The following is a 23,916-nucleotide window of genomic DNA, read 5'->3' on the forward strand; positions in this document are numbered from 1 at the left end:
CGGGTATCCGGGCCGCCGAAGCGACAAGATCGACAGCGTGGGCATGACCGTGGCAGTCACTGGACCGACCGGCGAGATCGGGATCTCCACGGTCTCGGCGCTGGAGCGGGAGCCCGATGTCGACCGGATCGTGGGGATGGCGCGCCGGGAGTTCGATCCCGCTGCGCACAACTGGACGAAGACCGAGTACCGCCGGGGCGACATCCTCGACCGGGCCGCGGTGGATGCGCTCGTCGCTGAGGCCGACGTGGTGGTGCACCTCGCGTTCCTGATCATGGGCGGTCGCGAGCAGACCCGGCGCGTCAATCTGGCCGGTGCGCGCAACGTCTTCGAGGCGGCCGCCGCCCACGATCGCCCGCGCAGGCTCGTCTACACCTCCTCGGTGGCGGCCTACGGATACCACCGCGACAACCCCTTGCCACTGACCGAGGACGTCCCGGCCCGCGGGTCGAGCCAGCACTACTACTCCCAGCAGAAGGCGGACCTCGAGGCACTGCTCGAAGAGATCACGGGACCCTCGCCGCTGGACGTCTACGTGCTGCGGCCTTGCATTGTCGCCGGCCCGCGGGCCACAGCGCTGGCCGACTTCATGCCCTGGAACCAACTGGGTTCGCCACTCGTGGGCATGACGAGGACCGCGGGTCACGTCTTCCCGGCCCTGCGTCCGCTGTTCCCCGATCCCGGGGTGAGGGTGCAACTCGTGCATCACGACGACGTCGCCGCGGCGATCGTGGCCGCGACCTTGGGCAGGGGAACGCCCGGGGCGTACAACCTCGCCGGGGATGGGGAGGTGAGCCTGGGCGAGGTGGCCCAGGCGGTCGGTGGCCGGGCGGTCCGGATCCCGCATGCCGCGGCGATCGCGGCCTCCGACATCCTCGCCCGGGTTCCCCGAGTGCCGTGGTTCGCCGAGTGGATCCACGTGGCGCGGTCGTCGGTCGTCATGGACACGGGCAAGGCCAAGCGCGAGCTCGGCTGGCAACCGGCTCACACCAGCGCGCAGGCGTTGGCCGAGATGGCGGCCGCCTTGCCAGGCGGGGAGGGGTAGCCCGGTCGGCCGGGGCAGTCTACGCGAGCTGGTCGAGGGTGTACCGCAGGATTCCCGACCCACTTACCGCCGTTTTGCGGCGAGCCGTTTCGCTTCCTCCGGGTGGGGGGAGAATGGTCCCTGTGACACGCCGCATCCTCATCACCCTCGCCGCCCTCGCGCTGCTGGTGGTCGGTGGGTTCGCGGCGTACACCTACATGTTCTCGACCACGACCACGTACGCCAACTACAGCGCGCCCACCTTCGACGCATCGACTACCGACGACCAGCGGATCTTCGCCCTGCAGACCGATCTCGGGAACGCCGCCGCGGAGATGGCGCAACTACAGGCCATGGCCGGCAAGCTGCAGTTCGGCAAGATGAAGGCCCTTGGCCGGCACCTGCAGGAGGTCGCCGACGAACTCGAGCCGCGGCTGGCGCAGATCGAGGACCAGCAGGCCCGCCGCCTGCTGGGCGAGGGTATCGAGGGCCTGCGAACGGTCGGGGAGGGCTCGCAGGAGCTCGATCGCGACAAGTCCCTGCGCGGAGTCGACCAGGTTCTGAGCTCATTCGAGGCGCTCAACAACAGGTAGTGTCCGGGACCGCCACCGCCCTGTCAGACTGGGTCGGTGACCAATCTGCTGGTGGGCGTGGCGATCCTGGTGGGCCTTGCAGGCACGATCGTGCCGATCCTGCCCGGTGCGCTGCTCGTGGCCGGTGCGTTGCTCGTCTGGGCGATCGTGACCGGGGGGACCACCGCGTGGGCCATCGCGATCGGCGCGCTCGCGCTGGTCGCCGCCGGGCAGTTGCTGAAGTACCTGATCCCGGGCAAGCAGTTGAAGGCCAGCGGCGTGCCCAACTGGGTGCTCCTCGCCGGCGCCGCGGGTGGGATCGTCGGCTTCTTCATCATCCCGATCGTCGGTCTCATCGTAGGTTTCGTCGCCGGAGTCTTCCTGGCCGAGGCCGGGCGGTTGAAGACGTTCAAGGACGCCTGGCCCACCACGAAACAGGCGATGAAGTCCGCCGGCTGGTCGGTGCTGATCGAGTTCGGCTCATGCCTGCTGGCCACCGCGGTGTGGCTGGGTGGTGTGGTCTTCGTCGGGTAGTGCTGGTTACAACCTCCGGTCGCGCAGAACTGGGAAGTCCGCACGCACCTGGGCCGGCCTGTCCGGGTCCAGGTCCAGCAGCAGCACCCCGGGTTCCGGCAGGTCGCCGAGGACTTCTCCCCACGGGTCGACCACGATTGTGTGCCCGCCCATGGGGGTGCCGTTGCTGACCCCGGTCGAGTTGGCGCCGACCAGCCAGAGCTGGTTCTCTGTGGCGCGGGCGGTGGCCAGCAGGTTCCAGTGTGAGATGCGGGCCGCCGGGCCAGCCGGTGGGAACCAGGACGGCCGTGGCGCCGGCGTCAGTCAACGCCCGGAACATCTCCGGGAAGCGCAGGTCGTAGCAGGTGGCCAGGCCGGTCGTGCCCAGCGGTGTCTGCACGGTGACCACCTCGCCACCCGCCGACAGGGTCACCGCCTCCCCGGTATCGAAACCGAAGAGGTGGATCTTCCGGTAGGTCGCGAGGACATCGCCGTCAGGACCGAAGACAACGGAGGTGTTGTAAAGGTCCTCCCCGTCGCGTTCCAGGAATGAGCCTGCGTGCAGGGTCCGCCCGGGGGCGAGGTCGGCCATGTGCGAGACCCACGTGTCGAGCGTAACGGCATGGTCGAGGTTCTCGGCCACCGCGAACGGTCCGACCTCCCACAACTCGGGCAGGAGGATGAGGTCGGCGTCGATGGCCGCAACCAGCGTCCGGACGCGATGCCGGCGGGTCGCGGGGTCCTGGTCATCGGTCAGCGCCAACTGCACCGCCGCCACTCGGGTCATGGCGTCAGGGTATCGAGTGTGCCGTTGCTGGTGCATTGCTGCGACCCCTCGGCCGCGGCGAGCCGAAGCCACATTCCCGGGATAGGTTTCGGTCATGGAGCCCCTGGTTGCGGCGTGGCAGAACGGGATCGATTCTTTCCAGCGGACTGTGGGGCAGATTCCCGACGGGGATTTTCCCCGGCCGTCCCGACTGCCCGGCTGGACCATCGGCGACATCATCGCCCACGTCGCCGCGCTCGAGCTGGAACTCGGTGGTGAGCCGCTGCCGGCCCACGAGCCCGACTGGGATGCGCTGCCGCATGCCGACGACATGTTCTCGCGCTACACCGAGATCGGGGTGGACCACCGCCGGGGGTGGAGTCCGGAGGACCTGCGGGCGGACCTCGCCAGAGCGGCTGCGATCCGCACCGAGCAGTTGACCGCGGAGCCGCTGGATCTGTCGTCGCGGGTCAAGGGGGTAGGGGGGATGGAGCGCTCCCTGAAGCAGGTGCTGCGGATGCGTTGCTTCGACATCTTCTTGCATGAGATCGACATCCGCGACGCGCTGGGGATGTCGGAGCCGCAGTTGGGTGCGGCCGCGCGGGTCACCGCTGAGCTCATCGCCGACGGCCTGGGCTTCGTGTGGGTCAAGCGGGCGGGAGCGGAACCCGGTGACGTGCTGCACCTCGTCGTCGCGGACTGGCTGGATGCCTGGATTGGCGTTGGGGAGGACGGCCGCGGCCGCATGATCGAGCCAGGCGGTGCGACGACCACCCTGGCCCTGGCCCCGATGGACTTTCTGCGCCTGGGATCGGGTCGCGGTGGTGACGTCGCTGCTGCTGGCGTCGGGGGTGATCTGGAGCGGGGCCAGAAGGTCCTGGCCGGTCTCAACGTCTCGCCGTAGCGGCGCTGGTTACTGCCCGCTGAGTTTGGGCTTGTGCTCCAGGTGGGCGAAGCCGTTGTAGGTGAGGTTGACCAGGTGGGCCACGACCTCCTCCTTGTCGGGCTTGCGGACGTCCAGCCACCACTGACCGGTCAGCGCGACCATGCCCACGAGCATCTGCGAGTACATCGGCGCGAGCTGGTGTTGTAGCCGCGCCCTTTGAACTGGGTGGCCATCAGGTGCTCGACGTTGCCGGCGATCTCCACGATCAGGCTCGCGAAGTTGCCAGTGGGGACCGGGCTGTCGCGCACGAGGATCCGGAAGCCGTCGGTGTCACCTTCGATGTAGTCGAACAACGCCATTCCTGCCTGCTCGAGCAGCAGTCGCGGATGGTCCGCGCTGAGGGCGTCGGTGATGCGTTTGAGCAAGGTCTGCATCTCGCGGTCCACGACCACGGCGTACAGCCCCTCCTTGCCGCCGAAGTGCTCGTACACGACGGGCTTGGAGACCTCCGCGGCCGCCGCGATCTCCTCGACCGTAACCGCTTCGTAGCCCCGGGAGGCGAACAGCGCCTTCCCCACGCTCAACAGTTGCTCGCGCCGCTGCTGAGCGCTCATCCGGACCCTGGTCACGACCCCATTGTGGCCGGGTCGCGTAACTTCGCCTGCACCCGCTCTGGTTTGGGCCACTTCACGTTGTAGGCCCAACCGCGGTTCTCGGCGAACTTGATCATGGCCGCCGAGGGGTCGATCTGGCGTGGCAGAACCCCATGCCGGGCAGAGGTGGGTTCAGCGTGGTGGAAGTTGTGCCACGACTCACCGAGGCTCGGCAGCGCCAGCCACGCCACGTTGGTGGACTCGTCGCGACTGACGAACGGGCGCTTGCCCCAGATGTGACACACGGAGTTGATGCTCCAGGTGACGTGGTGGACGAGCGCGATGCGCACGAGACCGGCCCAGAAGAAGGCGGTCAACGCGCCCTGCCAGCTCCAGGTCAGCAGTCCGCCGAGGATCGCGGGCGCCGCGAAGGTGGCCAGGATGAACCAGGGGAAGGCGGAGGACAACCGCGCGGTGAGCGGGCGCTTGAGCATGTCCGGGGCCCACCGATGGGCGTCGATCGGCTCCTGCGCGATGAGCCAGCCCAGGTGCGCCCACAGGAACCCCTTCGTGACCGCCCAGCCGCCGGTCCCGTACCGCCAGGGGGAGTGGGGGTCGTCGGCCTGGTCGGAGTTGGCGTGGTGCTTGCGGTGTCCGGCCACCCACGAGGAGATGGAGCCCTCGAGGGCCATGGACCCTGCGACGCCCAGGAACGCTGCCAACCACGGGGTGGCCTTGAAGGAGCCGTGCGTGAAGTAGCGGTGGTACCCCACGGTGATCCCCACAGCGGTGAACACGTAGAACGCCACGGCCAGGGCGACGTCCAGCCAGGAGATCCAGTGGTTCCAGGCCACCGGCACCGCGGCGACCAGAGCCAGCAGCGGGATCACGATGATCGCAGTGACCGCCGAGCGGGCAGCCAGCGTGGGCTCCGGAGAGCGGGTGTGCTGCTCGGCAGTGGCGGTCATACAGACTCCCTACGTGTGCGTAAGTTTCTCTACCGTAACTTACGCAAGCGTAGGTTGTCGATGGTCTCTCACGCCACAAGTGGGCGGCACCGGGCCGGGAGCGGGCCCTCGTGCCCGATTGTGGGACCGAAATGTGCGGTATATACCTTTACTGCGGAACTGGCGGCACCACAACCGGGCGCCCCTCGGCCGCTCGCGCCCACTTGTGGCGTATCAGGCCGTCAGAGTCCCGCGGAGCACGCTGACCGTCGAGTGACCGGGGTCGCCGTCCAGCGGTTCATCGGAGACGTCGACCGCGGTGAAGGTCTGCAGGTCGACGCCGGGCGGCACCGGGAACGTGGCCTCGGTCTCGCCAGGTCCGAGGGACCCGAGCGCGATCAGGCCGCTGTCGTCAGGGCTCAGCAGCCAGACCTCGTAGAAACCCTCCGGACCCGCGAGATTGGTGGCCGTAACGGTGACCGTGTAGCCGTCGTCGGCGCGGTTCAGGGTCGCCTCGGCCTGGCTGCCGCCGCGGTCGGGGCCCTCCGGAAGCGGGCTGAGCGCCGCCGAGGCCACGACTTGCTCCGGGGTGTCCTGGCCGGTGATGACCGCCACTGACGCGCCGCCGATGAGGATTCCCGCCACCGCCGCGGCCACCAGTCCCCGCCAGCGCGGGCGGGCGGGGGCAGCGGTGCGGGGAGCCAGCGGGACGGGCTCGGCGGCCAACTGCTCGCGGATGCTCTCCCACACCTGCGGTGGTGGCTCCTGCAGGGTGCCCGGGCCGCCGGACGCGCGGCCGACCAGGACCACTTCGCGCAAGGAGTCCACCTCTGCCCGGCACCGTACGCAGGCAGCCACATGCTCCAGGCACGAGGGATCGACCCGCTCGCCGAGGCAGATCAGGGCGAGGTCCTCGGGGTCACAGTGCTGCTGCATGGGTCACCTCCAATCGTGCACGCAGTTTCAATAGGGAACGGCGGATATGGCTCTTCACGGTACCGAGCGGCAGTTCCAGTCGTTCAGCGATCTGCTGGTGGGTCAGGTCGTCGTAGAAAGCCAGTCGGATGATCTTCCCGGCGGGTTCGCCGAGCTGGTCGATCTCGTCGGCAACCGCCACTTGGTCCGTCACATCCGGGGAGTGGTGGGGGACCTCTGGCGGGTTGTCCAGCGGTACCTCGTCGCGGCGCTTGCGGTGGAAGTCGGCGATCCGGCGGCGGGTGATGGCCAGCAGCCACCCGGGGACATTGCCGGCCCCCGGATCGAAGGAGTGGCGGCTGCGCCACGCCGAGATGAAGACGGCCTGGGTGATGTCCTCGGCGTCGGCCGCCGACGGGACCGAGCGCAGCGCGACGGTGTAGACCAGCCTCGACCAACGCTCGTAGGCCTGCGCCAGTGCGGACTCGTCCCCCGCCGCCAGTAGCCGCCCGATTTCAGCGACATCAACTTCCGGCATGGGGCGAGTGTCCCACATGGCGCAGGCCTCGCGAACGGGTGAAGCGATCACAGTCATGTCACTTCACCTGCGGGGATCACCCGGCCGGGTTGGCGGGCAGCAGCACCTGGTTGATGCCGTGCGCGATCTGCCGGTTGCCCTTGTTGATGTCGGCCTGGACGACCTTCGCGTTCTTGGTGACCGAGGCGCCGTCCTTGATGAAGACCTTGCCCTTCTTCACGGCCACCGTAAGGCGCTTGCCCTGGGCCGTCTTCAGTTTGGCGCCGTCGGACTTCGCGGCCATCTTGGCGGTGATGGGCTTGCCCGGCACCACGTGGTAGAGCAGGATGTCCTCGATGGCATCGATGCTGAAGGCCGCGGCGATCGTCTGGAAGGCCGCCTGCTCGGAGGCCGGCTTAGTCCCGGTGAGTCCGGTCACCAGGCCCATGAACGCCCGGTCCTGCGGGGCGAACGCGGTCAGCCGGGTCTTGCCCTTGGTGAGTACGGACACCGGGCTGTCGGGCTTGGCGCCGATGACTGCGAGCACCGCCTCGGTGAGGATGTCGTAGTCCTTGCCGTTGTTGTCGCCGGTGTCCTGGTCGACCAGAACACCCGCCAGTGGGGCGGTGCCAGCCTTGGCGGCTGGGGGCCAGCGCCAGGCCGAGGCCCAGTGCGGTGGTGGCTGCGACCGCGGTGCCCGCGGCCAGTGTGCGCTTGATGGTCATGTTTCCTCCTGTGAGTGGGTTACACAGAGGAGTTCGCAGGGCGCCTAGGATTTGGATGCAGCGATTTTGGAACGATTTTGACGCGTGTGTCGTGGACAGCTCAGCGCGCCTCGAACTCCACGGTCTCGGCCAGCCCAGTCCGCAGGTCGCGGGCGAACCAGCCGAGTTCGGCCATCGCTTTGGCCGGGGACCCGAGGTACGACGCACGGGAGACCCGCAGTGACTCGGCCCGGTACGTCGACGGCAGCGCCACCGCCCGTTCAACCAGACCCATCAGCCGGGCGCTGGACCCGACCACCGGATCTGGCAGGACGATCGGCGCCTTCCCGCCGGCGATCTCGGCGGTGATCCGCAGGACCTCGACGAGGCTGGTCTGCGGACCGGCCAGCATATAGGCCTCACCGGCCCGGCCGCGTTCCATGGCCAGCACGTGCCCGTGGGCGATGTCGTCGACATGTGCCATGCACAGGCGCAGGCCTGCCGGGGCCGGTACCCGGTGACCGCGGGCGGTTCGGCGGATCAACTCGCCGACCTGGCTGGTGTCGCCCGGTCCGTAGATGGCGCCCGGCATCACGGTGACGACGTCGAGGCCGCGGTCCGCGTACTGGTCGGCGATCCGATGGGCCTGGGCCTTCGTGTGGTCGTACACCGACAGGTGCTCCCCGGTGTAGGTGTAGGTCTCGTCGCGAACCTCACCGTGGGTGTCGGAGTTCACCGCCAGCGTCGAGGTGTAGACGATCCGGGGGACCTCGGCCTCCTGCGCGGCGTCGAGGGCGTTGCGGGTGCCTTGCACGTTCGTGGCCCAGCCGCGCTCGGGGTGGTCGCTGCCGACCTCGTACCACCCCGCCACATGGAACACCCCGTCGGCGCCGCGGAACGCCTCGATCAGGGAGGTGCGGGAGGTCACGTCCCCCGGCACCACCTGCACGCCCAGGTCCCGCAGCGCCCCGGCTTTCTCGGGCGACCGCACCACCGCCACCACTTCATGGCCCGCGTGCCGCAACTCGGCGGCCAGGTGGCCCCCGACGAAGCCCGTGGCGCCGGTCAGCGCGTATCGCATGGCACTCAGGCCACGAGGCGCAGAAGGCGCCCGTCGATGGTGGTGAGCAGCAGTTCCCCCCGGCGGTCCAGACCGAATGACGTGAGACCGTCGGCGCTGGCGATGCGCTTGCTCTTCCCGTCGCGGTACGCCCAGATCCGGCCGCTGCCGAAGTCGCCGTACACATACCAGCCGCGCAGTGATGGGATCGCCTCCCCGCGGTAGACGTATCCGCCGGTGATGCTTTGTCCCTTGCCGCGGGGGTAGGACAGCACTGGCGGCGTGGGCGAGCGCCCGTCGCACCGGTCCGGGTTGTAGGAGCGTCTGCCCTCCCGGCAGGACCAGCCGAAGTCCACGAGCGGGGAGTCGACGGCCATCCGGTCGACCTCCTCGACCGCGTTCTGCCCGACGTCCCCGATCCAGATCTGATCGGTGACCGGGTCGATACTGAACCGCCACGGGTTGCGCAGACCGTAGGCGATCACCGGGCTGCTGCGGCGAGGGTTGCCCGCCGGGATGCAGTACCTCTTGGCGCCGCACGTCGGGTCGATCCGCAGGATCTTCCCGCGCAGGTCACTGAGTCTGCCGGCCGCCCCGAAGGGGTCCCCAGCGCCGCCACCGTCACCGGTGGAGATGTACAGCAGCCCCTTGTGGAGCTGCACCTGCCCACCGTTGTGGTTGGCGTACTCGGGGTGCTTGATCCGGATGATCTTGCGTTGCCCCCCGCCCTTCGTGAAGCGGGACACCTGCAGAGCGCCCTCGCCGTCGGTATACGCCGCGTAGAACCGTTTGGCGTCGATGCGTGCCATGGACAGCAGGCCCCCTTCGCCGTCACTGGACACCGGGACGCGGAACCAGGTCCGCGGCTGGCCCTTCGTGGGTACCTTCACGATCCGCCCGGGCTTCTCCGTGACGAACAGCGTCCCGCTCGGGGCGGAGACGACACTGGTCGGCTGGTTCAGCCCGGTGACAACCGGATTGACGTCGACCATGGACAGTGCGAGCAGCGACTCGGCGAGCATGGGGTCAGCCTAGGCACGCCCGCCACGGCGTCAGGCAGCCGCCACCTTGTGGGAGTTGCGCCGCCAGACCAGGAACGTGCCCACGCCCAGGAAGACCTGCGGCACCCACGAGCAGGCGCGCCACACCAGCGTGGCCGCCAGGGCGTCGTTCTGGTCCATCCCGAAGGCGACCAGCAGCGCGGTGAGGGCCGCGTCGACAGTGCCCAATCCGCCCGGAGTGAGCGGGATCATGGTGCCGAGCCGGGAGATGGCGAAAGCGGCGAAGGCCTCCGCGGCGGTCAGGCCGGACGACCGGCCGTCGGAGACCGCGCGGATGGCTACGAACAGGATCAGGTACTGCCCGAAGATCATCCCGAAGTTGGACAGCGTGATGGAAGCCCAGTGCTTGGACACCACGCCCACGATCTGCGACCGGAAGTCCAGCACCTGCTGCACGACGTCGATGTCCTTGTGGAAACGGTGCAGGAAGGGGTTCGCTATCCGCTGTCCGATGGAGCCGATCTTGGCGGCGAGTTCCTCACTGCGCAGGATCAGGGCGAAGATCACCACCGCACCCACGATGGCGATCACGCCGACAACAGCCGCAGTCAGGTACTGATCGGGGTTCTCACCGCTGACGAACAAGAGCACGACCCCGATGACCGGCAACCCGAGCGTCATGAAGACGCTCCACACGCTGGTGATCGCGATGCCCGTGGCGGCCGCCGCGGAGGAGACCTTGTACGTGGCGAGCATGGCGTACTGGACGCCCAAGCCGACTGCGCCGCCGGCGGGCACGGCGTTGGAGATGGTGAACGAGGTCTGCCGCACCACGAAAGCCGGCCGGTACTTCAACCCGGGGATGGCCGCCATCAGGGGGAAGACGTAGACCCACAGGTTGACCAGGATCGCCAGCACCAGGGCGGCCTTGTCGGCGTTGGTCATGTCCTGCACGGCGTCCCAGGCGTCCTGGTAGTTGCCGAGTTTCGGAAGGATTCCGGCGAAGACGATGACCAGCGTCACCAGCGTGACGGCCCCGGCGATCAGGCTCTTCTTCTTGTCCAGCTTGGGGATGTCGGGGTCCACCCGGGACGCGGCGGGATCGTCAGTCACGTGCTCACCGTGCCATATCCAGGTCCCACACCCGCACACCCCCGAGGATCCCGGCGAGATTGGGCACGATGGTCACGTCGTTGCCGAGGTCGGTGGTCAGATGTTTGGCGTTGCCGCCGCCGACATACAGGTGGTCCCAGCAGAAGACCGGTCGCAGGCCGTCGACCGTGGCCAGGATCCTTCGCGACCAGGTCTTGGCGCCGAGCCGCTTGAGTTGTGCCTTGCCCATCCACGTGTCGTAGGTGTGGCCCTTGCGCACCGGGGCGTGCGACATCTCCAAGTGCGGCGCCAGTCGCCCCCCGTCGTACATCGCGCAACCCAGTCCCGTGCCGAGGGTGAAGACCACCTCCAGCCCCGTCCCGCGGATGACGGCGGCGCCCTGCACCTCCGCATCGTTGAGTACCCGCACCGGCACGGCGAACTCCGCCTCCAGCACAGCGCCCGCGTCCCAGTGCCGCCATGCAGCGTCGAGCGCGGGATCCTTGTGGCTGTACGGGCCGCGCAGGTTCGGGTAGTGCGGCGTGACCACGACCACGCCGTGCCGGATCATCCCCGGCATCCCGACGGTCACCCGGTCGAAGCGCGGCATGTCCGCGGCCAGTCCGAGCAACACCTTCACGAACCGCTGCGGCGACAGCGGGTAGGGGGTCTTGATCCGGACGCGCTCGGCGACCAGTGCACCGTCACGGTCGACCACCCCGGCTTTGATCCCCGATCCCCCGCAGTCGATTCCCAATGTGCGCATGGGGCCAAGCCTGCCCGACGCGGGCTGTCAGGTGCCCGGTGGCTGGTCCGGGGTGGGGGGTGACTGGAACCCGGGCATCCGCCAGGCGTTGACGATCTTCGCCAGTGCCGTGACCAGGAACAACTGCCCGACGATCGCCTCCAGCACGGCCACCGACTGCCCGGGGTTCGCCGCCGGGACGAGGTTCCCGTAGCCGGTGGTGGTGAGGGTGATGAAGCTGAAGAAGAGGAAGTCGGCGTTGTCCCCGTGGCCGGCGGCGCCGAAGAAGGCCGGGTCGGTCTGCCAGACGGAAATCGCCCGGTAGCTGAACGCGAACATCATCCCCAGCATCACGTAGATGCACACCGCGCCGAGGACCGTTCGCACGTCGACCATGGAGCGGCGCAATAGGTGTCGCACGATGACCAGCGGTGCCACGAGGTAGAGCACCACGCTGACGAGCGCGAGCCACCGGGTCACAGTCGCGTCGAAGGAGTAGACGACGTTGAACAGGGCCGCGGTCACCACCAGCACTGCGGTGGCCAGGCAGGCCCAACCGGCGACGCGCTGGGCGTTGCGGGACTCGGAGACGGAGAACGTCAACCACAGGGTGAGCAGTTGCACGAGCATGACGACCGCGATCCCCTCCGGGCCGTCGGCGTACACCGACGCGACATAGGCCAGGCCCAGCAGGAGCAGCACGAATCCGTACCTGTTGTCCGAATCCTGGTTGGTGAGGACGCCGACAAGGTGAGCCGCCGGACGCTGGCGTGCCATCGTCTACAGGCCGGCGGGATCGGATTGGCTGAGTGTGCCCTGCGCGGCCGCGGCACCACCTTTAGTCGGCTTCCCGCGCAGGATCCATTCGAAGAACACCGCGACCATCGCCCCGACCAAGGGTCCAACCAGGTAGGCCCAGTACGAGGTGAAGTCCCAGCCGACGAGGGCGGGAGCGAACGATCGCATGGGGTTCATCGAGGCTCCCGTGACCGGCGCCCCCCAGACGGAGACCAGCCCGATGTAGCTGCCCACCGCGATGGCCCCGGCGATGCCGATGTTGCGCGCCCCCGTGGCGGTGCCGAGGATGACGCTGACCAGCCCGGCTGTCAGCAAGGCCTCCATGCTCGCCGCACCGAATGCGCTGACGCCCGCGGCGGGGACGGTGGCGCCGGCCATGATGCCCCCGAAGCTCCACTGCAGCAGTAGGCAGGCCAGCACCGCGCCGACGAACTGCGCCGCGATGTACCCGGGCACCCGTAGCCAAGGGAAGTTGCCGCGCACGGCGAATGCGATCGTGACGGCCGGGTTGAGGTGGGCGCCGCTGATGGTGCCCATGAAGAAGATGATCCCCATGACCATCATTCCGGGGGCCAGGGCCTTCATCGCCAGCGTGAGGTCGGAGCCGAAGACCTGCGCCCCGACGACGCCCGCGCCCGCGGCGACGACAACCAGCAGGAACGTCCCCCAGGCCTCGCTGAACAGCCGGCGGTATTCAAGGCTGGTGTCGTCGAACTGCCGCGCGTCTTCGACCTGCCGGTGGAACCGCTCTTCCAGCAGGCGGACGAGCGGCTCCCCGCCGTTCTCACTCATGAGCCACACGGTGTCCCACCTGATCATGGTCGGCAAGCATCGACGCGGTGTGTCGGGAGATCACGATCTCAGCGCGTTCCGGTCCGAGGGGTGTTGGTCGGGGCTTGCGGGAAGTACGATCATGCCGAGCCAAGGAGGCCGATCATGCGCCGCACTCTCGTAACGATGTCCCTGGTGGCCGGACTGGCTGCACCCGCGGTGCTCGTCACCCCGGCGCAAGCAGCCACGTCCTTCCCGCGCAAGGCGGTCCAGCAGGCCATTGCCAACCAGATCCGCGAGGTCGTCGGGCAGAAGGCCACGGTCAAGTGCCCGGCCCGCAAGAACTGGGTCAAGGGCAAGGTCATGTTCTGCACCGCCACACCCACCAACGGGGCAGCCTCCTACCGCGTGAAGGTGACGCTGGGCAACCCGAAGACCTACACCTTCAAGTGGCTGAAGCTGGGCTGACCGGGGTCGGTCGCGCGCGCGGCCGGTTCGTTTCGCTCCCGCCTGCGGCTGGTCCGGGTCCGGGGTGCGCGCTGTGTGTAGCGGGGAGAGGTCCGGGCGTCGGGGAGCGATGCAACCGGTTCGTTTCGCTCCCGGGTAGCGGTTTCGCTCCCGCCTTCGGCTGGTCCGGGTCCGGGGAGGCTGGGAGGCGCCGGCCCACCAAGATCCGCCAGGAACGGCAGCACCCCGGCCACCGTGACGGCAACCGGGGTGCTGGCTCTCCAGATCTAGAAGGCGTCCTCAGACAGCTCCATGATCTCGAGGTTGGTCGTCTCAGCAGCGAGACGCTCCCCGGCCAGCAGCGGCAGGCGGTTCTGAGCGAACCACTTGGCCGCCGCGATCTTCCCCTTGTAGAACTCGACGTCCTTGGCCGACGCGCCGTTGTCCAGCGCGGCCGAGGCCACCTCGGCCTGGCGCAGCAGCAGCCAGCCGATGATGAGGTCACCGACCGCCATCAGCAGGCGGGTGGTGTTCAGGCCGACCTTGTAGATCTCCTGGATGTCCTGCTGTGAGCCCATCGCCCAGGTGCCCAACGAGCCGATGAGGCCCTGGACGTCCTCGAGCGCCTTGCCCAGCAACTCGCGCTCGGCGGCCAACTGGTCGCCGTCGCCGGTGTTCTTCACCGTCTCGGTGATCTCCGCGGCCACCTTGGTGATCGCCTGGAACTGGTCACGGACCATCTTCCGGAAGAAGAAGTCCAGACCCTGGATCGCCGTGGTGCCCTCGTAGAGGGTGTCGATCTTGGCGTCGCGGATGTACTGCTCGATCGGGTAGTCCTGCAGGTAGCCGGAACCACCGAGGGTCTGCAGCGACTGCGCGAGCATCTCGTAGGAGCGCTCGGAGCCCACGCCCTTGACGATCGGCAGCAACAGGTCGTTGATCCGCTCGGCCATGTCGTCCTCACCGCCGGTGAGGCGGGCCTGGGCGACCTTGTCCTGCCACATCGCGGTGTACATCACCAGCGCGCGCATGCCCTCGGCGTAGCTCTTCTGCAGCATCAGCGAGCGGCGGACATCCGGGTGGTGGATGATCGGCACCCGCGGCGCGCTCTTGTCGAGCATCTGGGTCAGGTCAGCGCCCTGCAGCCGGTTCTTCGCGTAGTCCAAGGCGTTCAGGTAGCCGGTGCCCAGGGTGGCGATAGCCTTCGTGCCGACCATCATGCGGGCGTACTCGATGACCTTGAACATCTGCGCGATGCCTTCGTGCACATCTCCGACGAGGTAGCCGATCGCCGGCTCCTTCTCGCCGAAGGTGATCTCGCAGGTGGTCGAGACCTTCAGGCCCATCTTCTTCTCGACGTTGGTGACGTACGCGCCGTTGCGCTCACCCAGTTCGCCGGTCTCGATGTCGAACATGAACTTCGGCACCACGAACAGGCTCAGGCCCTTGGTGCCCGGGCCACCGACGCCTTCGATGCCCTCGGGGCGGGCGAGCACCAGGTGGACGATGTTGTCGCTCATGTCGTGCTCGGCGGAGGTGATGAAGCGCTTCACACCCTCGATGCGCCAAGTGCCGTCGCCGTTGTCGAAGGCCTTGGTGCGTCCGGCGCCCACGTCCGAACCGGCGTCGGGCTCGGTGAGGACCATCGTGGCGCCCCACTGGCCGTCGATCATGCGCTCGGCCATCTTCTTCTGGTCTTCATTGCCGAGGTTGTAGAGGATGCCGGCGAATCCGGGACCGGACATGTACATGAACGCGGCCGGGTTGGATCCGAGCACCAGTTCGGCAACCGCCCACCGCAGGCTCGGCGGGCAGTTGATGCCGCCGAGACCCTCCGGGATCTCCAGGCGCCAGCCCTCGGAGTCCATCAGGGCCTGGTAGCCCTTCTTGAAGTCCTCGGGCATCTTCACCGAGTAGGTGGCCGGGTCGTAGACGGGCGGGTTGCGGTCGGCCGAGGCGAAGGTGTCGGAGAGGATGCCCGTGGCCAGGGTCTCCGTGTTCTTCAGGAAGTCCTTGGCGGTGGCGACGTCGATGTCCTCGAAGGGCGCTGCGCCCATCCGATCGGCCGCGCCGAACACCTCGAACAGGTTGAACTCGATGTCACGCAGGTTGCTCTTGTAGTGGGTCACCGGTTTTTCTCCCGTGTTGCTCAAGCACCGACAGCGGCGCCGCGGGTCGTGTTACCCGCCAGTAACTAATAATGCTACTCGTCGGTAACTTCGCGCAAGAGCGCGGGTGTCGCACATCACTCGACGAGGCCGCCGCGAGCACCCCTCGGACCCGCGACGGCCCTCGTTGTCACGGCCCTGTCAACTCCGCCACCCGGGTTGCGGTGAGCGTGCCGCCGTTGGCCTCACCCTCGGAGGCCAGACCTGCGCCGCCAGGGTTACAGCGCAGGTACACCGTCGCGTCGGCGGTGTTGGTGTACGAGGCCGTGGCCGCCAGCGGGACGTCGTAGTACTGCTGGGCGACGCTGGCGATCACCGGCACGGTCGTGAGCGTCCCGCCGGTGCTCATGAGAGTGCACGTGATCTCCGTGGTTGCGACTCCAAGGCGGTGCACGCTGGTGGCCGCGTTGATCAGGTACGAGCCGGCGGGCAGGTTGAGTTCGGCCACCCGGTTCTTCGGCTGACCGATCGGCACGAGCAGGGCGTCAAGCCCTGTGACCGCCGGGTTGTTGGCCACGTAGCCGTTGCTCGGGCCGCGTGGGCCCTGCGGACCGGTCTTGTTGAACGTGACCTTCTTCTCCTTCTTGGTGCACGTCTTGCCGACCTGCGCGTTGATGAAGCGCACGGCACCGGTCTTCTTGACCATGCATGCGGTGATGACTCCGGTGGTGGAGTCGGGGATCTTCGTTGGGACTGATGTGGCACTCGCGATTCCCGCTGCGGCAAGACTCCCAGCGGCGAGGCATCCGACTGCCACTACCCATGGTTGCGTCCTCATGATCGCCTCCTCGGACACTTCCACGGTAGGCAGCCCGCGCTCCGGAGACGAGTGCCCGCGAGCCGGCGCAACCGAACCTCCACTGAACCGGTGCTGTCCCTCCATCGGGTGCCATGGACCGCCGCCGTCGGCACCTGCACCTGCGGACGAGCCGGACCCGGACACCGGCACCCTCTGAGGTCGCGCCGACGTCGTGAACATCTCGTCACTGGATCAACAGATGTTCACAACTTCGCCGGCCGGAGGATGCCCCGATCTGGCCGCGCCCGCCTCCCGGCGACTAGCCTCGGTGCCATGCCCGTACGCAAAGTTGCACTGCTCACCGCCGGTGGCCTCGCCCCCTGCCTCTCCTCGGCTGTCGGCGGCCTGATCCAGAAGTACACCGAACTCGATCCGAGCATCGAGATCATCGGATACCTCAACGGCTACCACGGGCTGCTACTCGGCAACTCCGTGCCGGTGACCCAGGAGGTGCGCGACAACGCCGTCCTGCTGCACAAGTTCGGCGGCAGCCCGATCGGCAACAGCCGCGTCAAACTCACCAACGTCAAGGACTGCGTGAAACGCGGCCTGGTCCAGCCCGGCCAGGACCCGCTGCAGGTGGCCGCGGAGCAACTGACCAAGGACGGTGTGGACGTCCTGCACACCATCGGCGGCGATGACACGAACACGACTGCCGCGGACCTCGCGGCCTACCTGCACGAGAACGGTTACGAACTCACCGTGGTGGGCCTGCCGAAGACGGTCGACAACGACGTGGTTCCCATCAAGCAGTCGCTGGGCGCGTGGACCGCCGCCGAGCAGGGGTCGGTGTTCGCGCAGAACATCATCGCCGAGCACACCTCCAATCCCCGGATGCTGATCATCCACGAGGTGATGGGGCGCAACTGCGGCTGGCTCACCGCAGCCACCACAGTGAAGTACCGCGAGTGGCTCGCAGAGCAGGAGTGGAACCCGGGGATCGGCCTGGACCGCCGCGGCTGGGACGTGCACGCCGTGTTCGTCCCGGAGATGAGCTTCGACATCGCCGCCGAGGCCGAGCGCCTGCGCGCGGTGATGGACGAGGTCGGGTGCGTGAACATCTTCTTGTCCGAGGGCGCCGGGGTGGCCGAGATCGTCGCCGAGATGGAGGCCCGGGGTGAGGAGGTCGGACGCGACGCGTTCGGGCACGTGAAGCTCGACACCATCAACCCCGGTCAATGGTTCGGCAAGCAGTTCGCGTCGATGCTCGGCGCGGAGAAGACCATGGTCTGGAAGAGCGGCTACTTCGCCCGGTCGGCGGCGGCCAACGACGAGGACCTCGCGCTCATCAAGCAGTGCACCGACCTTGCCGTCGATGCCGCACTGCGCGGGGAGTCCGGCGTCACGGGACAGGACGAGGACGCCGGCGACGAACTTCGAGTCATCGAGTTCCCGCGCATCCGCGGTGGCAAGGCGTTCGAGATCGACCAGCCGTGGTTCGATGACCTGCTCGCCGGTATTGGCCAGGCCAAAGGCAGCAAGGAGCATGTCGAGCACTGAGGGCCCTGCCGGCGCGACCTCGCGCAACGATGCCTTGTGGACCCTGGTCAACGAGCGCCATACCGATGCCGCGGCCCTACCGATGTGGCAGCGCGAAGGGATCCGCTGGGGCCTGTTCGGCATCCCCGAGTCGAACGTGCGGGCGCTGCCGTCATTGCCCGGGACGCGAGTGGTGGAACTCGGCGCTGGGACGGCCTTCTTCTCGGCCGCACTGGCGCGCGCCGGTGCCCGGCCCGTCGCCATCGACCTCAACGCCGGCCAGCTGGCGACCGCAGCCCGCTGCCAGCGCGAGACCGGGGTGTGCTTCCCCCTGGTGCAGGCCGACGCCGAGCGAGTGCCCCTGCGGGATGGCTGTGCGGACCTGGTGGTCAGCGAACACGGGGCCAGCGTGTGGTGCGATCCTGCGCGCTGGGTGCCGGAGGCGGCCCGCCTGCTCGCCCCCGGGGGCCACCTGGTGTTCCTCGTCAACAGCGTGCTGTCCACACTGTGCGTGCCGGAGCGCGGGCCGGCCACCGCCCACCTGCAGCGCGACCACACCAGTCTCGGGCGCATGGAGTTCGACGGCGTGGAACACCATCCGTCGCACGGGCAGTGGCTTGCAACGCTGCGTGCCAACGGGTTCGAGGTGCTGGCGCTGCACGAACTGATGGCACCCGCCGACGCGCAGGATCACGGGTTCTACGAGATCGCAGAGGTCGACTGGGCCCGGCGCTGGCCGGTGGAGGATTTGTGGGTGGCGCGGCGCGTAGGCTCGGTCCCGTGAGCGACATGCGGGCCTCTGACGCGGATCGTGACCGCTACGCGGCGATCCTGCAGGACGCGTACGTGCAGGGCCGGCTCAGCCGCGCCGAGTACGACGAACGGCTCGACGCGGCGCTCACCGCGAAGACCTATGCGGATCTCGAGCCTCTGATTTCGGACCTGCCCGCGGACAACCTCCCCGTCCCCAAACCCGCGGCACCGGTCGTGCCGGTGGCCGCATCGGCTGGCCCGCCGATGGTCGCCGTGTTCAGCGCGGTGGAACGCAAAGGCGTCTGGCAGATGGACGACGACTCCTATGCCGTGGCGGTCTTCGGGAACGTGCAACTCGACCTGCGCGACGCGCAGATCACGGCCATGAACAACGAGATCCGCGCGTTCGCCATTTTCGGTGCCGTCGAGATCACGATCCCGCCCGGGATGCGGGCGGAGGTCACCGGTGTCGGCGTGTTCGGGGAGTTCAACCGCGCCGGAGAGGCGTCCGCGCCGGCCACGGACCAACCGGCGATCCGGGTTTCGGGGCTGGCACTGTTCGGCAGCGTGACGGTCAAGGAGAAGAGCTGAGACACGGCTGATTTGCACTAGGCTGCTCCGGGAGGTTGCCCAATGGTCGATGAGGAAGTTCAGGAGCCGGACGCCCGGGGGTTCTCGCGGGTCCTGGCGGTGGCCGCGCTCGTGGGCGTACTGGCCGGCGGCGGGGTGGTGCTCTTCCTGGCAGTGGAGCACCAACTGCAGAACCTCTTCTGGCACACGATCCCCGATCAATTGGGCGGCACGCCGGGGTGGTGGGTGTTCACCGTTCTGGTGGCCGGCGCCGTGGGCGTGTGGGCCGCACTCAAGCTTCCCGGCCACGGCGGTCACCGCCCGCTCGACGGCATGGGCGCCAACACGGGGCCGTCTGCGATCGGCTCCGTCGCCGTCGCCGCCCTGCTGTCGTTGTCCATCGGCGCGGTGGTCGGTCCGGAGGCACCTCTGATGGCCGTCGGGTCGGCGATCGCCGGTTTTGTGGCGATGCGCTCTGCGCCCGCCATCCGGCAGGTTCTGATGCTCGCCGGTGCCGCTGCGGCCATCACGATGATCCTCGGCAACCCCATGGTCTCTGCGGTCCTGATCCTTGAGGGTGCTGCGCTCAAGGGCAGCCCGGGGGGAAGGAAGGTCATGCTGGGGATCCTGCCGGTGCTCGTCGCCATGGGTTTCGGGTACCTGATCCAGGTCGGCGTCGGGGACTGGAACGGCGTCGGGCAGTCCCAGTTGGCGGTTCCCGGCCTTCCCGAGTACACGACCGTGAAAGGAATCGACCTGCTCCTGTCGTTCGCCGTCGGCATCGTGGTTGCTGCTCTCGCGGTGTTCGCGGTCGAGGCCGGCACCACGTACCAGAACCGGGTGAAGCATCCGCTCACGGGCCTGCTCCTGGCGGCGGTGGTGGTGGCCGGTGCGGCTGTGGCGACCCGCGCGATCACCGGCGAGGGTGTCGACCTCATCCTCTTCTCCGGCCAGGTGGCCATGCCGACCGTGCTGGGCATCACGTCGGTGGGTTCCCTGCTCGTCATCGCATTGGCCAAGACGCTGGCATACAGCGTGTCCCTGGGTGCCGGATTCCGTGGTGGCATGGTCTTTCCCGCGGTCTACCTCGGGACCGTGGTCGGGGTCGGCGCACCGCTGCTGGTCTCCGGGGCCACAAGTTCGCCGCTGGTCGCGGCCGGGATCGCGGCGGCGGTGGCCGCGGTCTTGCGGCTGCCATTCACCGGTGTCCTGCTCGCGTTGTTGCTGTGCGCCGGCGCGGGTTTGAGCGTGACCACCCCGGCCATCATCGGCGCCGTGATCGGGGTGCTCTTCCGAGTGGTGGCAGACACCCGCCTGCACCGCGACGAGCCGCAGCCGGCCTGAGTCAGCGCACGTGGCTGCCGCGTACGACGGCACGGGCGAGCCATCCGACGATCCACACCGCGGCGATCAGGTGCACCACCTGCAGTGTCCTGGGAAGCCCCTGCACGGAGGCCAGCCACAGACCCACCCCCGCGGTCAGCACCCAGATCTCGGGGCGCTTGGTCACGCGCGCGGCCGCATAGGCGCCCAGTGCTGCCAGCACTCCCACGACAACGCACACGAGGACGACCCCGAGGGGACCGACCGCCGGCGCACCGGGCACGGTGAGGTCCCAGCCCTGCCAGGCGGCCAGGAGCAGCACGACCAGGTCGCACGCGGCGGCGGCCAGACCGGCGGCGACCCCGATGCGCAGCAAGAAGGGCAGCGTCGCCGGGACGGCGCGGGCGGTGGGGCCGGCCGCCCAGGGCGCGCAGAGCCTCGGGGTCGAAATCCGTCACAGGGCCGGGAATACCCGTCCGGTGTTCTCCTCGGTCTCGTAGATGTCCGCCGGCGGGCCCACGATCAGCGGGTCCGGTTCGCCGACGACCTCGAGGTTCTTGTCGGGATAGTCCACCTTGCTCAACACCCACCGCATGGCCTCCAGCCGGCCACGCTTCTTGTCGTTGCTGCGAACCACCGTCCACGGCGCCCAGGCGGTGTCCGTGTACCAGAACATGGCTTCTTTGGCCGCGGTGTAGTCGTGCCACCGGTCCAGGCTTGCTAGGTCCATCGGGCTGAGTTTCCACTGCCGGACCGGGTCGATACGGCGGATGGTGAACCGCGTGATCTGCTCCTTGCGCGACACCGAGAACCAGAACTTGATCAAGATGATGCCGTCACGTACCAGCATCTTCTCGAACTCCGGGGCCTGCCGCATGAACTCGTCGTACTGGTCGTCGGTGCAGAATCCCATCACTCGCTCCACGCCGGCGCGGTTGTACCAGGACCGGTCGAACATGACGATCTCACCGTGGGTCGGCAGGTGCCGGATGTAGCGCTGGAAGTACCACTGACCGGCTTCGCGCTCCGAGGGCTTCTCCAGGGCGATCACGCGCGCGCCACGGGGGTTCATGTGCTCGGTGAAGCGCTTGATGGTGCCGCCTTTACCGGCGGTGTCGCGGCCTTCGAAGACCATGACGATCCGCTGGCCGGTCTCCTTAACCCAGCCCTGCATCTTCAGCAGTTCGATCTGCAGCAGCCGCTTCTGGAGTTCGTAGTCCCGGCGGTCGAAGCGCTGGGTGTAGGGGTAGCCCTCGCGCCAGGTGTCGATGGGGTGACCCTCCGGGCCGATGAGCACCGGGTCGTCCACTTCGTCCCACGTGCCGCTGGCGGTGAGGCCATGGCGTTCGAAGGTGTCGTCCTCGAGGTCCTGCAGGCTGGAGATGATCTCCTGCAGATCCATCACGGCGTCGATGTCGAGGTAGTGGTCGCTCACGCCGCCCATTGTGTCGCGTCGGGTGTCAGGTCTGGCGGTTGGCCACCCTCGCCTGCACAGAGAGGATCCACCCCACGAGATCTTTGTTGATCATCGATTCGACCTTGCCTCCCAGCGGCCACGGGACGCCCGTCGTCCGGGTCTGCGTGATGACCACGTACTCCACGTCATCGCCGTTCTGGGTGAGGCTGGCCTCCCCGGTGCAAGTGGCCGCCGGGCGCCCCTGCAACTCCACAGTGATGTCCCCCTGCGGGTTGTCGGTCTGCCAGGTCTGCGACCAACGCAGGTGGACCTCCCGCGGCAGGAACTTCTGCGCCAGGGACGGGATGCCGGCCTTGTCGGTGCGGAACTGCCAGGGCATGGTGGCGGCCACTTCGTCGGGGTGCTGGGTGATGTCGATGTCACCGGTGGTGACCCCGACCTCCTTCGCAAAGGCCTCGAGGAAGGCGTGCTCGCTGAGCAGTCGCTGAACAGCGACTGTGGCGCAGCGGCCGCCACACTCGGCGGCGGCGCCGGGCAGGGCCGGTCCCGCCCGTACCATGGCCGGGTGAGTGTCAGCAGGCGGCAGTTGCTGGTCGCCGGGGCGGGTCTGGTGACCGCTGCGTGTGCCAGGGAACAGGCCGAAACGACCGCCAGCACCCCGGCGCAGCCCGCACCGACCACCGCGTCCCCGACGCCCACTGCCGAGCCCACCGACCGCTGGCGGGCGGACAACGTCGCCCCCGCGGGCGTCCTGGCCGCCTACGCCAATGACTCGGTCATGGCCGGCCAGCCATTGCAACTGCACGTTTCCGCGACGGCCCCGTGGCGGGCCTCGGTCTACCGGATCGGCGACTTCGGCGGAATGGGCGGCGCCAAGGTGGCCGAGGCGCAAGGGTCGAAGCAGGTGTTCGGCCAGACCACCGTCGATCCGGCCACCCGTATGGTCTCCGCCGGCTGGCCGGTCGTGGCCGAGGTCGACACGAACGGCTGGCCGTCGGGTCTGTACACCGTGGTCGTGCGCACCGCGGACGGCGGCACGAACATCCCCTTCGTCGTACGCCCGGATAGCGCCCGGGACACCGTGGCGATCATCGCGGCCAGCATGACATGGCAGGCCTACAACATCTGGGGAGGCCGCAGCCTCTACAAGGACACCGCCGGGTCCTTCGCCGGCCGTTCCTACGCGGTGTCCTACGACCGGCCCTATGACCATGCCCTGTGGGGTGCCCCGATCGCCTTCGGCTTCGACATCCCGGTGGCCCGCTTCGCCGACGAGGTCGGCATCGACCATGTGTGGTTCACCAATGCCGACATCGCCCGGGACCCGTCGCTGCTCGACGGCGCGCAGGCCGTGGTCTCGACCGGGCACGATGAATACTGGCCGCAGTCCTACCGCGATGCCCTGATCACCGCCCGGGACAACGGCAGCGACCTGGCGTTCCTCGGCGCGAACGCAGGGTACTGGCGGGTGGGCCTCAAGGGCCAGGGCGTCTACTGCGCCAAGGACGCCAACATCCAGCCGAAGAACATCCGCTGGCGCGACCTCGGCAAACCCGAGTCCTCGGTGGTGGGGGTGCTCTACGACGCCTTCCCCGTCAGCGGCCCCATGGTCGTGCGAGAGCCGGACTTCGCGTTGTTCGGGGGTACCGGCGTCACCAAGGGGTCTTCATTCCCGGGGCTGATCGGCGTCGAGTCGGACCGCTACTACCCGGGCCACCAGACCCCGCAGAACATCGAGGTGCCCACCCTGTCGCCGGTGGAATGCCGGGGGATCGGCACATGGTCGACCATGGCGTACTACACCGTGGAATCCGGGGCCAATGTCTTCGCCACGGGCACCATGAACTGGACGCGGTCGCTGACCGGGCCGGCGGCGAAGAAGGGGATCACGGGCGCATCCTCGGACTTCAGCCGTGCGGTCACCGCGAACCTGCTGGAAGGGATGGCCGACGGTTCGTTGCCGGCGGCGCGCCGCGACGTCCCGAACCTGCCGGACTACAACACCTCCGGGTCGGCCTGAGCCAGCAGCACTGACTGATACTGCCGCTGATTCCCA

General features: G+C 68.3%; 24 protein-coding genes and 3 pseudogenes. 10 read left to right on the forward strand and 17 right to left on the reverse strand.

Features of this window, described 5'->3' with window-relative positions:
* The first annotated feature begins 37 nt into the window (after positions 1 to 37).
* From IPG68_03950 to IPG68_03960, 3 genes are all read left to right on the forward strand, one after another.
* The gene (locus IPG68_03950; GenBank protein ID MBK6762467.1) at positions 38 to 1,045 is read left to right on the forward strand and encodes an NAD-dependent epimerase/dehydratase family protein; all 1,008 of its coding nucleotides are present in this window, start codon (positions 38 to 40) and stop codon (positions 1,043 to 1,045) included.
* A 122-nt stretch (positions 1,046 to 1,167) separates the two neighbouring features.
* On the forward strand, positions 1,168 to 1,617 hold the full coding sequence (locus IPG68_03955) for a hypothetical protein (GenBank protein MBK6762468.1): 450 nt from the start codon (positions 1,168 to 1,170) through the stop codon (positions 1,615 to 1,617).
* A gap of 36 nt (positions 1,618 to 1,653) precedes the next feature.
* Positions 1,654 to 2,130, forward strand: coding sequence for a DUF456 domain-containing protein (locus IPG68_03960; protein MBK6762469.1), 477 nt, complete (start codon positions 1,654 to 1,656; stop codon positions 2,128 to 2,130).
* Between the two features lie 6 nt (positions 2,131 to 2,136).
* On the opposite strand, the pseudogene IPG68_03965 reads toward IPG68_03960, so the two are convergent.
* Positions 2,137 to 2,896, reverse strand: a pseudogene (locus IPG68_03965) (carbon-nitrogen family hydrolase).
* A gap of 94 nt (positions 2,897 to 2,990) precedes the next feature.
* Here IPG68_03965 and IPG68_03970 point away from each other — a divergent pair.
* Complete coding sequence (locus tag IPG68_03970; GenBank protein ID MBK6762470.1) at positions 2,991 to 3,779, forward strand: maleylpyruvate isomerase family mycothiol-dependent enzyme; 789 nt, start codon at positions 2,991 to 2,993, stop codon at positions 3,777 to 3,779.
* A 9-nt stretch (positions 3,780 to 3,788) separates the two neighbouring features.
* On the opposite strand, the pseudogene IPG68_03975 reads toward IPG68_03970, so the two are convergent.
* From IPG68_03975 to IPG68_04025, 11 genes and pseudogenes are all read right to left on the reverse strand, one after another.
* A pseudogene (locus tag IPG68_03975) lies at positions 3,789 to 4,375 on the reverse strand (TetR/AcrR family transcriptional regulator).
* Between the two features lie 11 nt (positions 4,376 to 4,386).
* Positions 4,387 to 5,322 carry a fatty acid desaturase gene (locus tag IPG68_03980; GenBank protein MBK6762471.1) on the reverse strand — a complete coding sequence of 312 codons (936 nt, stop codon included), beginning with the start codon at positions 5,320 to 5,322 and terminating at the stop codon, positions 4,387 to 4,389.
* Positions 5,323 to 5,535: 213 nt separating this feature from the next.
* Positions 5,536 to 6,237, reverse strand: a complete 702-nt coding sequence (locus IPG68_03985; protein ID MBK6762472.1) for an anti-sigma factor — start codon at positions 6,235 to 6,237, stop codon at positions 5,536 to 5,538.
* A complete protein-coding gene (locus tag IPG68_03990) occupies positions 6,221 to 6,754 on the reverse strand; it encodes a sigma-70 family RNA polymerase sigma factor (GenBank protein MBK6762473.1) in 534 nt (177 codons plus the stop codon). The genes IPG68_03985 and IPG68_03990 overlap by 17 nt, the downstream gene beginning before the upstream one ends.
* A gap of 76 nt (positions 6,755 to 6,830) precedes the next feature.
* Positions 6,831 to 7,458: pseudogene (locus IPG68_03995) on the reverse strand (fasciclin domain-containing protein).
* 100 nt (positions 7,459 to 7,558) lie between these two features.
* Positions 7,559 to 8,518, reverse strand: coding sequence for an NAD-dependent epimerase/dehydratase family protein (locus IPG68_04000; protein MBK6762474.1), 960 nt, complete (start codon positions 8,516 to 8,518; stop codon positions 7,559 to 7,561).
* 5 nt (positions 8,519 to 8,523) lie between these two features.
* On the reverse strand, positions 8,524 to 9,519 hold the full coding sequence (locus IPG68_04005) for a PQQ-dependent sugar dehydrogenase (GenBank protein ID MBK6762475.1): 996 nt from the start codon (positions 9,517 to 9,519) through the stop codon (positions 8,524 to 8,526).
* A 30-nt stretch (positions 9,520 to 9,549) separates the two neighbouring features.
* Positions 9,550 to 10,611: a flippase-like domain-containing protein gene (locus IPG68_04010; protein MBK6762476.1), complete on the reverse strand. Its 1,062-nt coding sequence runs from the start codon at positions 10,609 to 10,611 to the stop codon at positions 9,550 to 9,552.
* A gap of 4 nt (positions 10,612 to 10,615) precedes the next feature.
* The gene (locus tag IPG68_04015) at positions 10,616 to 11,356 is read right to left on the reverse strand and encodes an ROK family protein (protein ID MBK6762477.1); all 741 of its coding nucleotides are present in this window, start codon (positions 11,354 to 11,356) and stop codon (positions 10,616 to 10,618) included.
* Positions 11,357 to 11,383: 27 nt separating this feature from the next.
* Positions 11,384 to 11,965 carry a two pore domain potassium channel family protein gene (locus IPG68_04020; GenBank protein MBK6762478.1) on the reverse strand — a complete coding sequence of 194 codons (582 nt, stop codon included), beginning with the start codon at positions 11,963 to 11,965 and terminating at the stop codon, positions 11,384 to 11,386.
* A gap of 150 nt (positions 11,966 to 12,115) precedes the next feature.
* Positions 12,116 to 12,925, reverse strand: a complete 810-nt coding sequence (locus tag IPG68_04025) for an aquaporin (GenBank protein ID MBK6762479.1) — start codon at positions 12,923 to 12,925, stop codon at positions 12,116 to 12,118.
* Between the two features lie 144 nt (positions 12,926 to 13,069).
* On the opposite strand from IPG68_04025, the gene IPG68_04030 reads away from it, so the two are divergent.
* Positions 13,070 to 13,372, forward strand: a complete 303-nt coding sequence (locus IPG68_04030; protein ID MBK6762480.1) for a DUF4333 domain-containing protein — start codon at positions 13,070 to 13,072, stop codon at positions 13,370 to 13,372.
* Positions 13,373 to 13,638: 266 nt separating this feature from the next.
* Here IPG68_04030 and IPG68_04035 read toward each other — a convergent pair whose 3' ends face one another.
* Both IPG68_04035 and IPG68_04040 read right to left on the reverse strand, forming a co-directional pair.
* Entirely contained in the window at positions 13,639 to 15,480 is a 1,842-nt protein-coding gene (locus IPG68_04035) for an acyl-CoA dehydrogenase (protein MBK6762481.1), read from the reverse strand.
* A 169-nt stretch (positions 15,481 to 15,649) separates the two neighbouring features.
* The gene (locus IPG68_04040; protein MBK6762482.1) at positions 15,650 to 16,165 is read right to left on the reverse strand and encodes a hypothetical protein; all 516 of its coding nucleotides are present in this window, start codon (positions 16,163 to 16,165) and stop codon (positions 15,650 to 15,652) included.
* 426 nt (positions 16,166 to 16,591) lie between these two features.
* On the opposite strand from IPG68_04040, the gene IPG68_04045 reads away from it, so the two are divergent.
* From IPG68_04045 to IPG68_04060, 4 genes are read left to right on the forward strand one after another with little or no spacing between them, the layout of a single operon-like run.
* The gene (locus IPG68_04045) at positions 16,592 to 17,818 is read left to right on the forward strand and encodes a pyrophosphate--fructose-6-phosphate 1-phosphotransferase (protein MBK6762483.1); all 1,227 of its coding nucleotides are present in this window, start codon (positions 16,592 to 16,594) and stop codon (positions 17,816 to 17,818) included.
* Entirely contained in the window at positions 17,805 to 18,581 is a 777-nt protein-coding gene (locus IPG68_04050) for a class I SAM-dependent methyltransferase (protein MBK6762484.1), read from the forward strand. Before IPG68_04045 ends, IPG68_04050 begins: the two co-directional genes overlap by 14 nt.
* The gene (locus IPG68_04055) at positions 18,578 to 19,141 is read left to right on the forward strand and encodes a DUF1707 and DUF2154 domain-containing protein (GenBank protein ID MBK6762485.1); all 564 of its coding nucleotides are present in this window, start codon (positions 18,578 to 18,580) and stop codon (positions 19,139 to 19,141) included. The genes IPG68_04050 and IPG68_04055 overlap by 4 nt, the downstream gene beginning before the upstream one ends.
* A gap of 42 nt (positions 19,142 to 19,183) precedes the next feature.
* The gene (locus tag IPG68_04060; GenBank protein ID MBK6762486.1) at positions 19,184 to 20,464 is read left to right on the forward strand and encodes a chloride channel protein; all 1,281 of its coding nucleotides are present in this window, start codon (positions 19,184 to 19,186) and stop codon (positions 20,462 to 20,464) included.
* Position 20,465: 1 nt separating this feature from the next.
* Here the strand turns inward: IPG68_04060 and IPG68_04065 are convergent, their stop codons facing one another.
* The 3 genes from IPG68_04065 to IPG68_04075 all read right to left on the reverse strand — a co-directional run bounded on the left by IPG68_04065 (position 20,466) and on the right by IPG68_04075 (position 22,419).
* Positions 20,466 to 20,819 (reverse strand): hypothetical protein, encoded by a 354-nt coding sequence (locus IPG68_04065; protein ID MBK6762487.1) that lies wholly within the window; start codon positions 20,817 to 20,819, stop codon positions 20,466 to 20,468.
* 78 nt (positions 20,820 to 20,897) lie between these two features.
* Entirely contained in the window at positions 20,898 to 21,845 is a 948-nt protein-coding gene (gene ppk2, locus IPG68_04070; protein ID MBK6762488.1) for a polyphosphate kinase 2, read from the reverse strand.
* Positions 21,846 to 21,903: 58 nt separating this feature from the next.
* Complete coding sequence (locus tag IPG68_04075; protein ID MBK6762489.1) at positions 21,904 to 22,419, reverse strand: DUF2505 family protein; 516 nt, start codon at positions 22,417 to 22,419, stop codon at positions 21,904 to 21,906.
* Between the two features lie 6 nt (positions 22,420 to 22,425).
* Between IPG68_04075 and IPG68_04080 the strand changes: the two genes are divergently transcribed.
* The gene (locus IPG68_04080; GenBank protein ID MBK6762490.1) at positions 22,426 to 23,880 is read left to right on the forward strand and encodes a hypothetical protein; all 1,455 of its coding nucleotides are present in this window, start codon (positions 22,426 to 22,428) and stop codon (positions 23,878 to 23,880) included.
* Positions 23,881 to 23,916: the final 36 nt, after the last annotated feature.

It is taken from the genome of Micrococcales bacterium (genome assembly GCA_016703125.1).
Taxonomy (GTDB): Bacteria; Actinomycetota; Actinomycetes; order S36-B12; family UBA10799; genus JADKAV01.

Bases quoted from the DNA above. Each gene is read 5' to 3' on its own strand.
- IPG68_03970 (MBK6762470.1), top strand. From the start codon at position 2,991: ATGGAGCCCCTGGTTGCGGCGTGGCAGAACGGGATCGATTCTTTCCAG.
- IPG68_03980 (MBK6762471.1), bottom strand. From the start codon at position 5,322: ATGACCGCCACTGCCGAGCAGCACACCCGCTCTCCGGAGCCCACGCTG.
- IPG68_03985 (MBK6762472.1), bottom strand. From the start codon at position 6,237: ATGCAGCAGCACTGTGACCCCGAGGACCTCGCCCTGATCTGCCTCGGC.
- IPG68_03990 (MBK6762473.1), bottom strand. From the start codon at position 6,754: ATGCCGGAAGTTGATGTCGCTGAAATCGGGCGGCTACTGGCGGCGGGG.
- IPG68_04000 (MBK6762474.1), bottom strand. From the start codon at position 8,518: ATGCGATACGCGCTGACCGGCGCCACGGGCTTCGTCGGGGGCCACCTG.
- IPG68_04005 (MBK6762475.1), bottom strand. From the start codon at position 9,519: ATGCTCGCCGAGTCGCTGCTCGCACTGTCCATGGTCGACGTCAATCCG.
- IPG68_04015 (MBK6762477.1), bottom strand. From the start codon at position 11,356: ATGCGCACATTGGGAATCGACTGCGGGGGATCGGGGATCAAAGCCGGG.
- IPG68_04020 (MBK6762478.1), bottom strand. From the start codon at position 11,965: ATGCTCGTGCAACTGCTCACCCTGTGGTTGACGTTCTCCGTCTCCGAG.
- IPG68_04025 (MBK6762479.1), bottom strand. From the start codon at position 12,925: ATGAGTGAGAACGGCGGGGAGCCGCTCGTCCGCCTGCTGGAAGAGCGG.
- IPG68_04030 (MBK6762480.1), top strand. From the start codon at position 13,070: ATGCGCCGCACTCTCGTAACGATGTCCCTGGTGGCCGGACTGGCTGCA.
- IPG68_04040 (MBK6762482.1), bottom strand. From the start codon at position 16,165: ATGGTCAAGAAGACCGGTGCCGTGCGCTTCATCAACGCGCAGGTCGGC.
- IPG68_04045 (MBK6762483.1), top strand. From the start codon at position 16,592: ATGCCCGTACGCAAAGTTGCACTGCTCACCGCCGGTGGCCTCGCCCCC.
- IPG68_04050 (MBK6762484.1), top strand. From the start codon at position 17,805: ATGTCGAGCACTGAGGGCCCTGCCGGCGCGACCTCGCGCAACGATGCC.
- IPG68_04060 (MBK6762486.1), top strand. From the start codon at position 19,184: ATGGTCGATGAGGAAGTTCAGGAGCCGGACGCCCGGGGGTTCTCGCGG.
- ppk2 (MBK6762488.1), bottom strand. From the start codon at position 21,845: ATGGATCTGCAGGAGATCATCTCCAGCCTGCAGGACCTCGAGGACGAC.
- IPG68_04075 (MBK6762489.1), bottom strand. From the start codon at position 22,419: ATGGTACGGGCGGGACCGGCCCTGCCCGGCGCCGCCGCCGAGTGTGGC.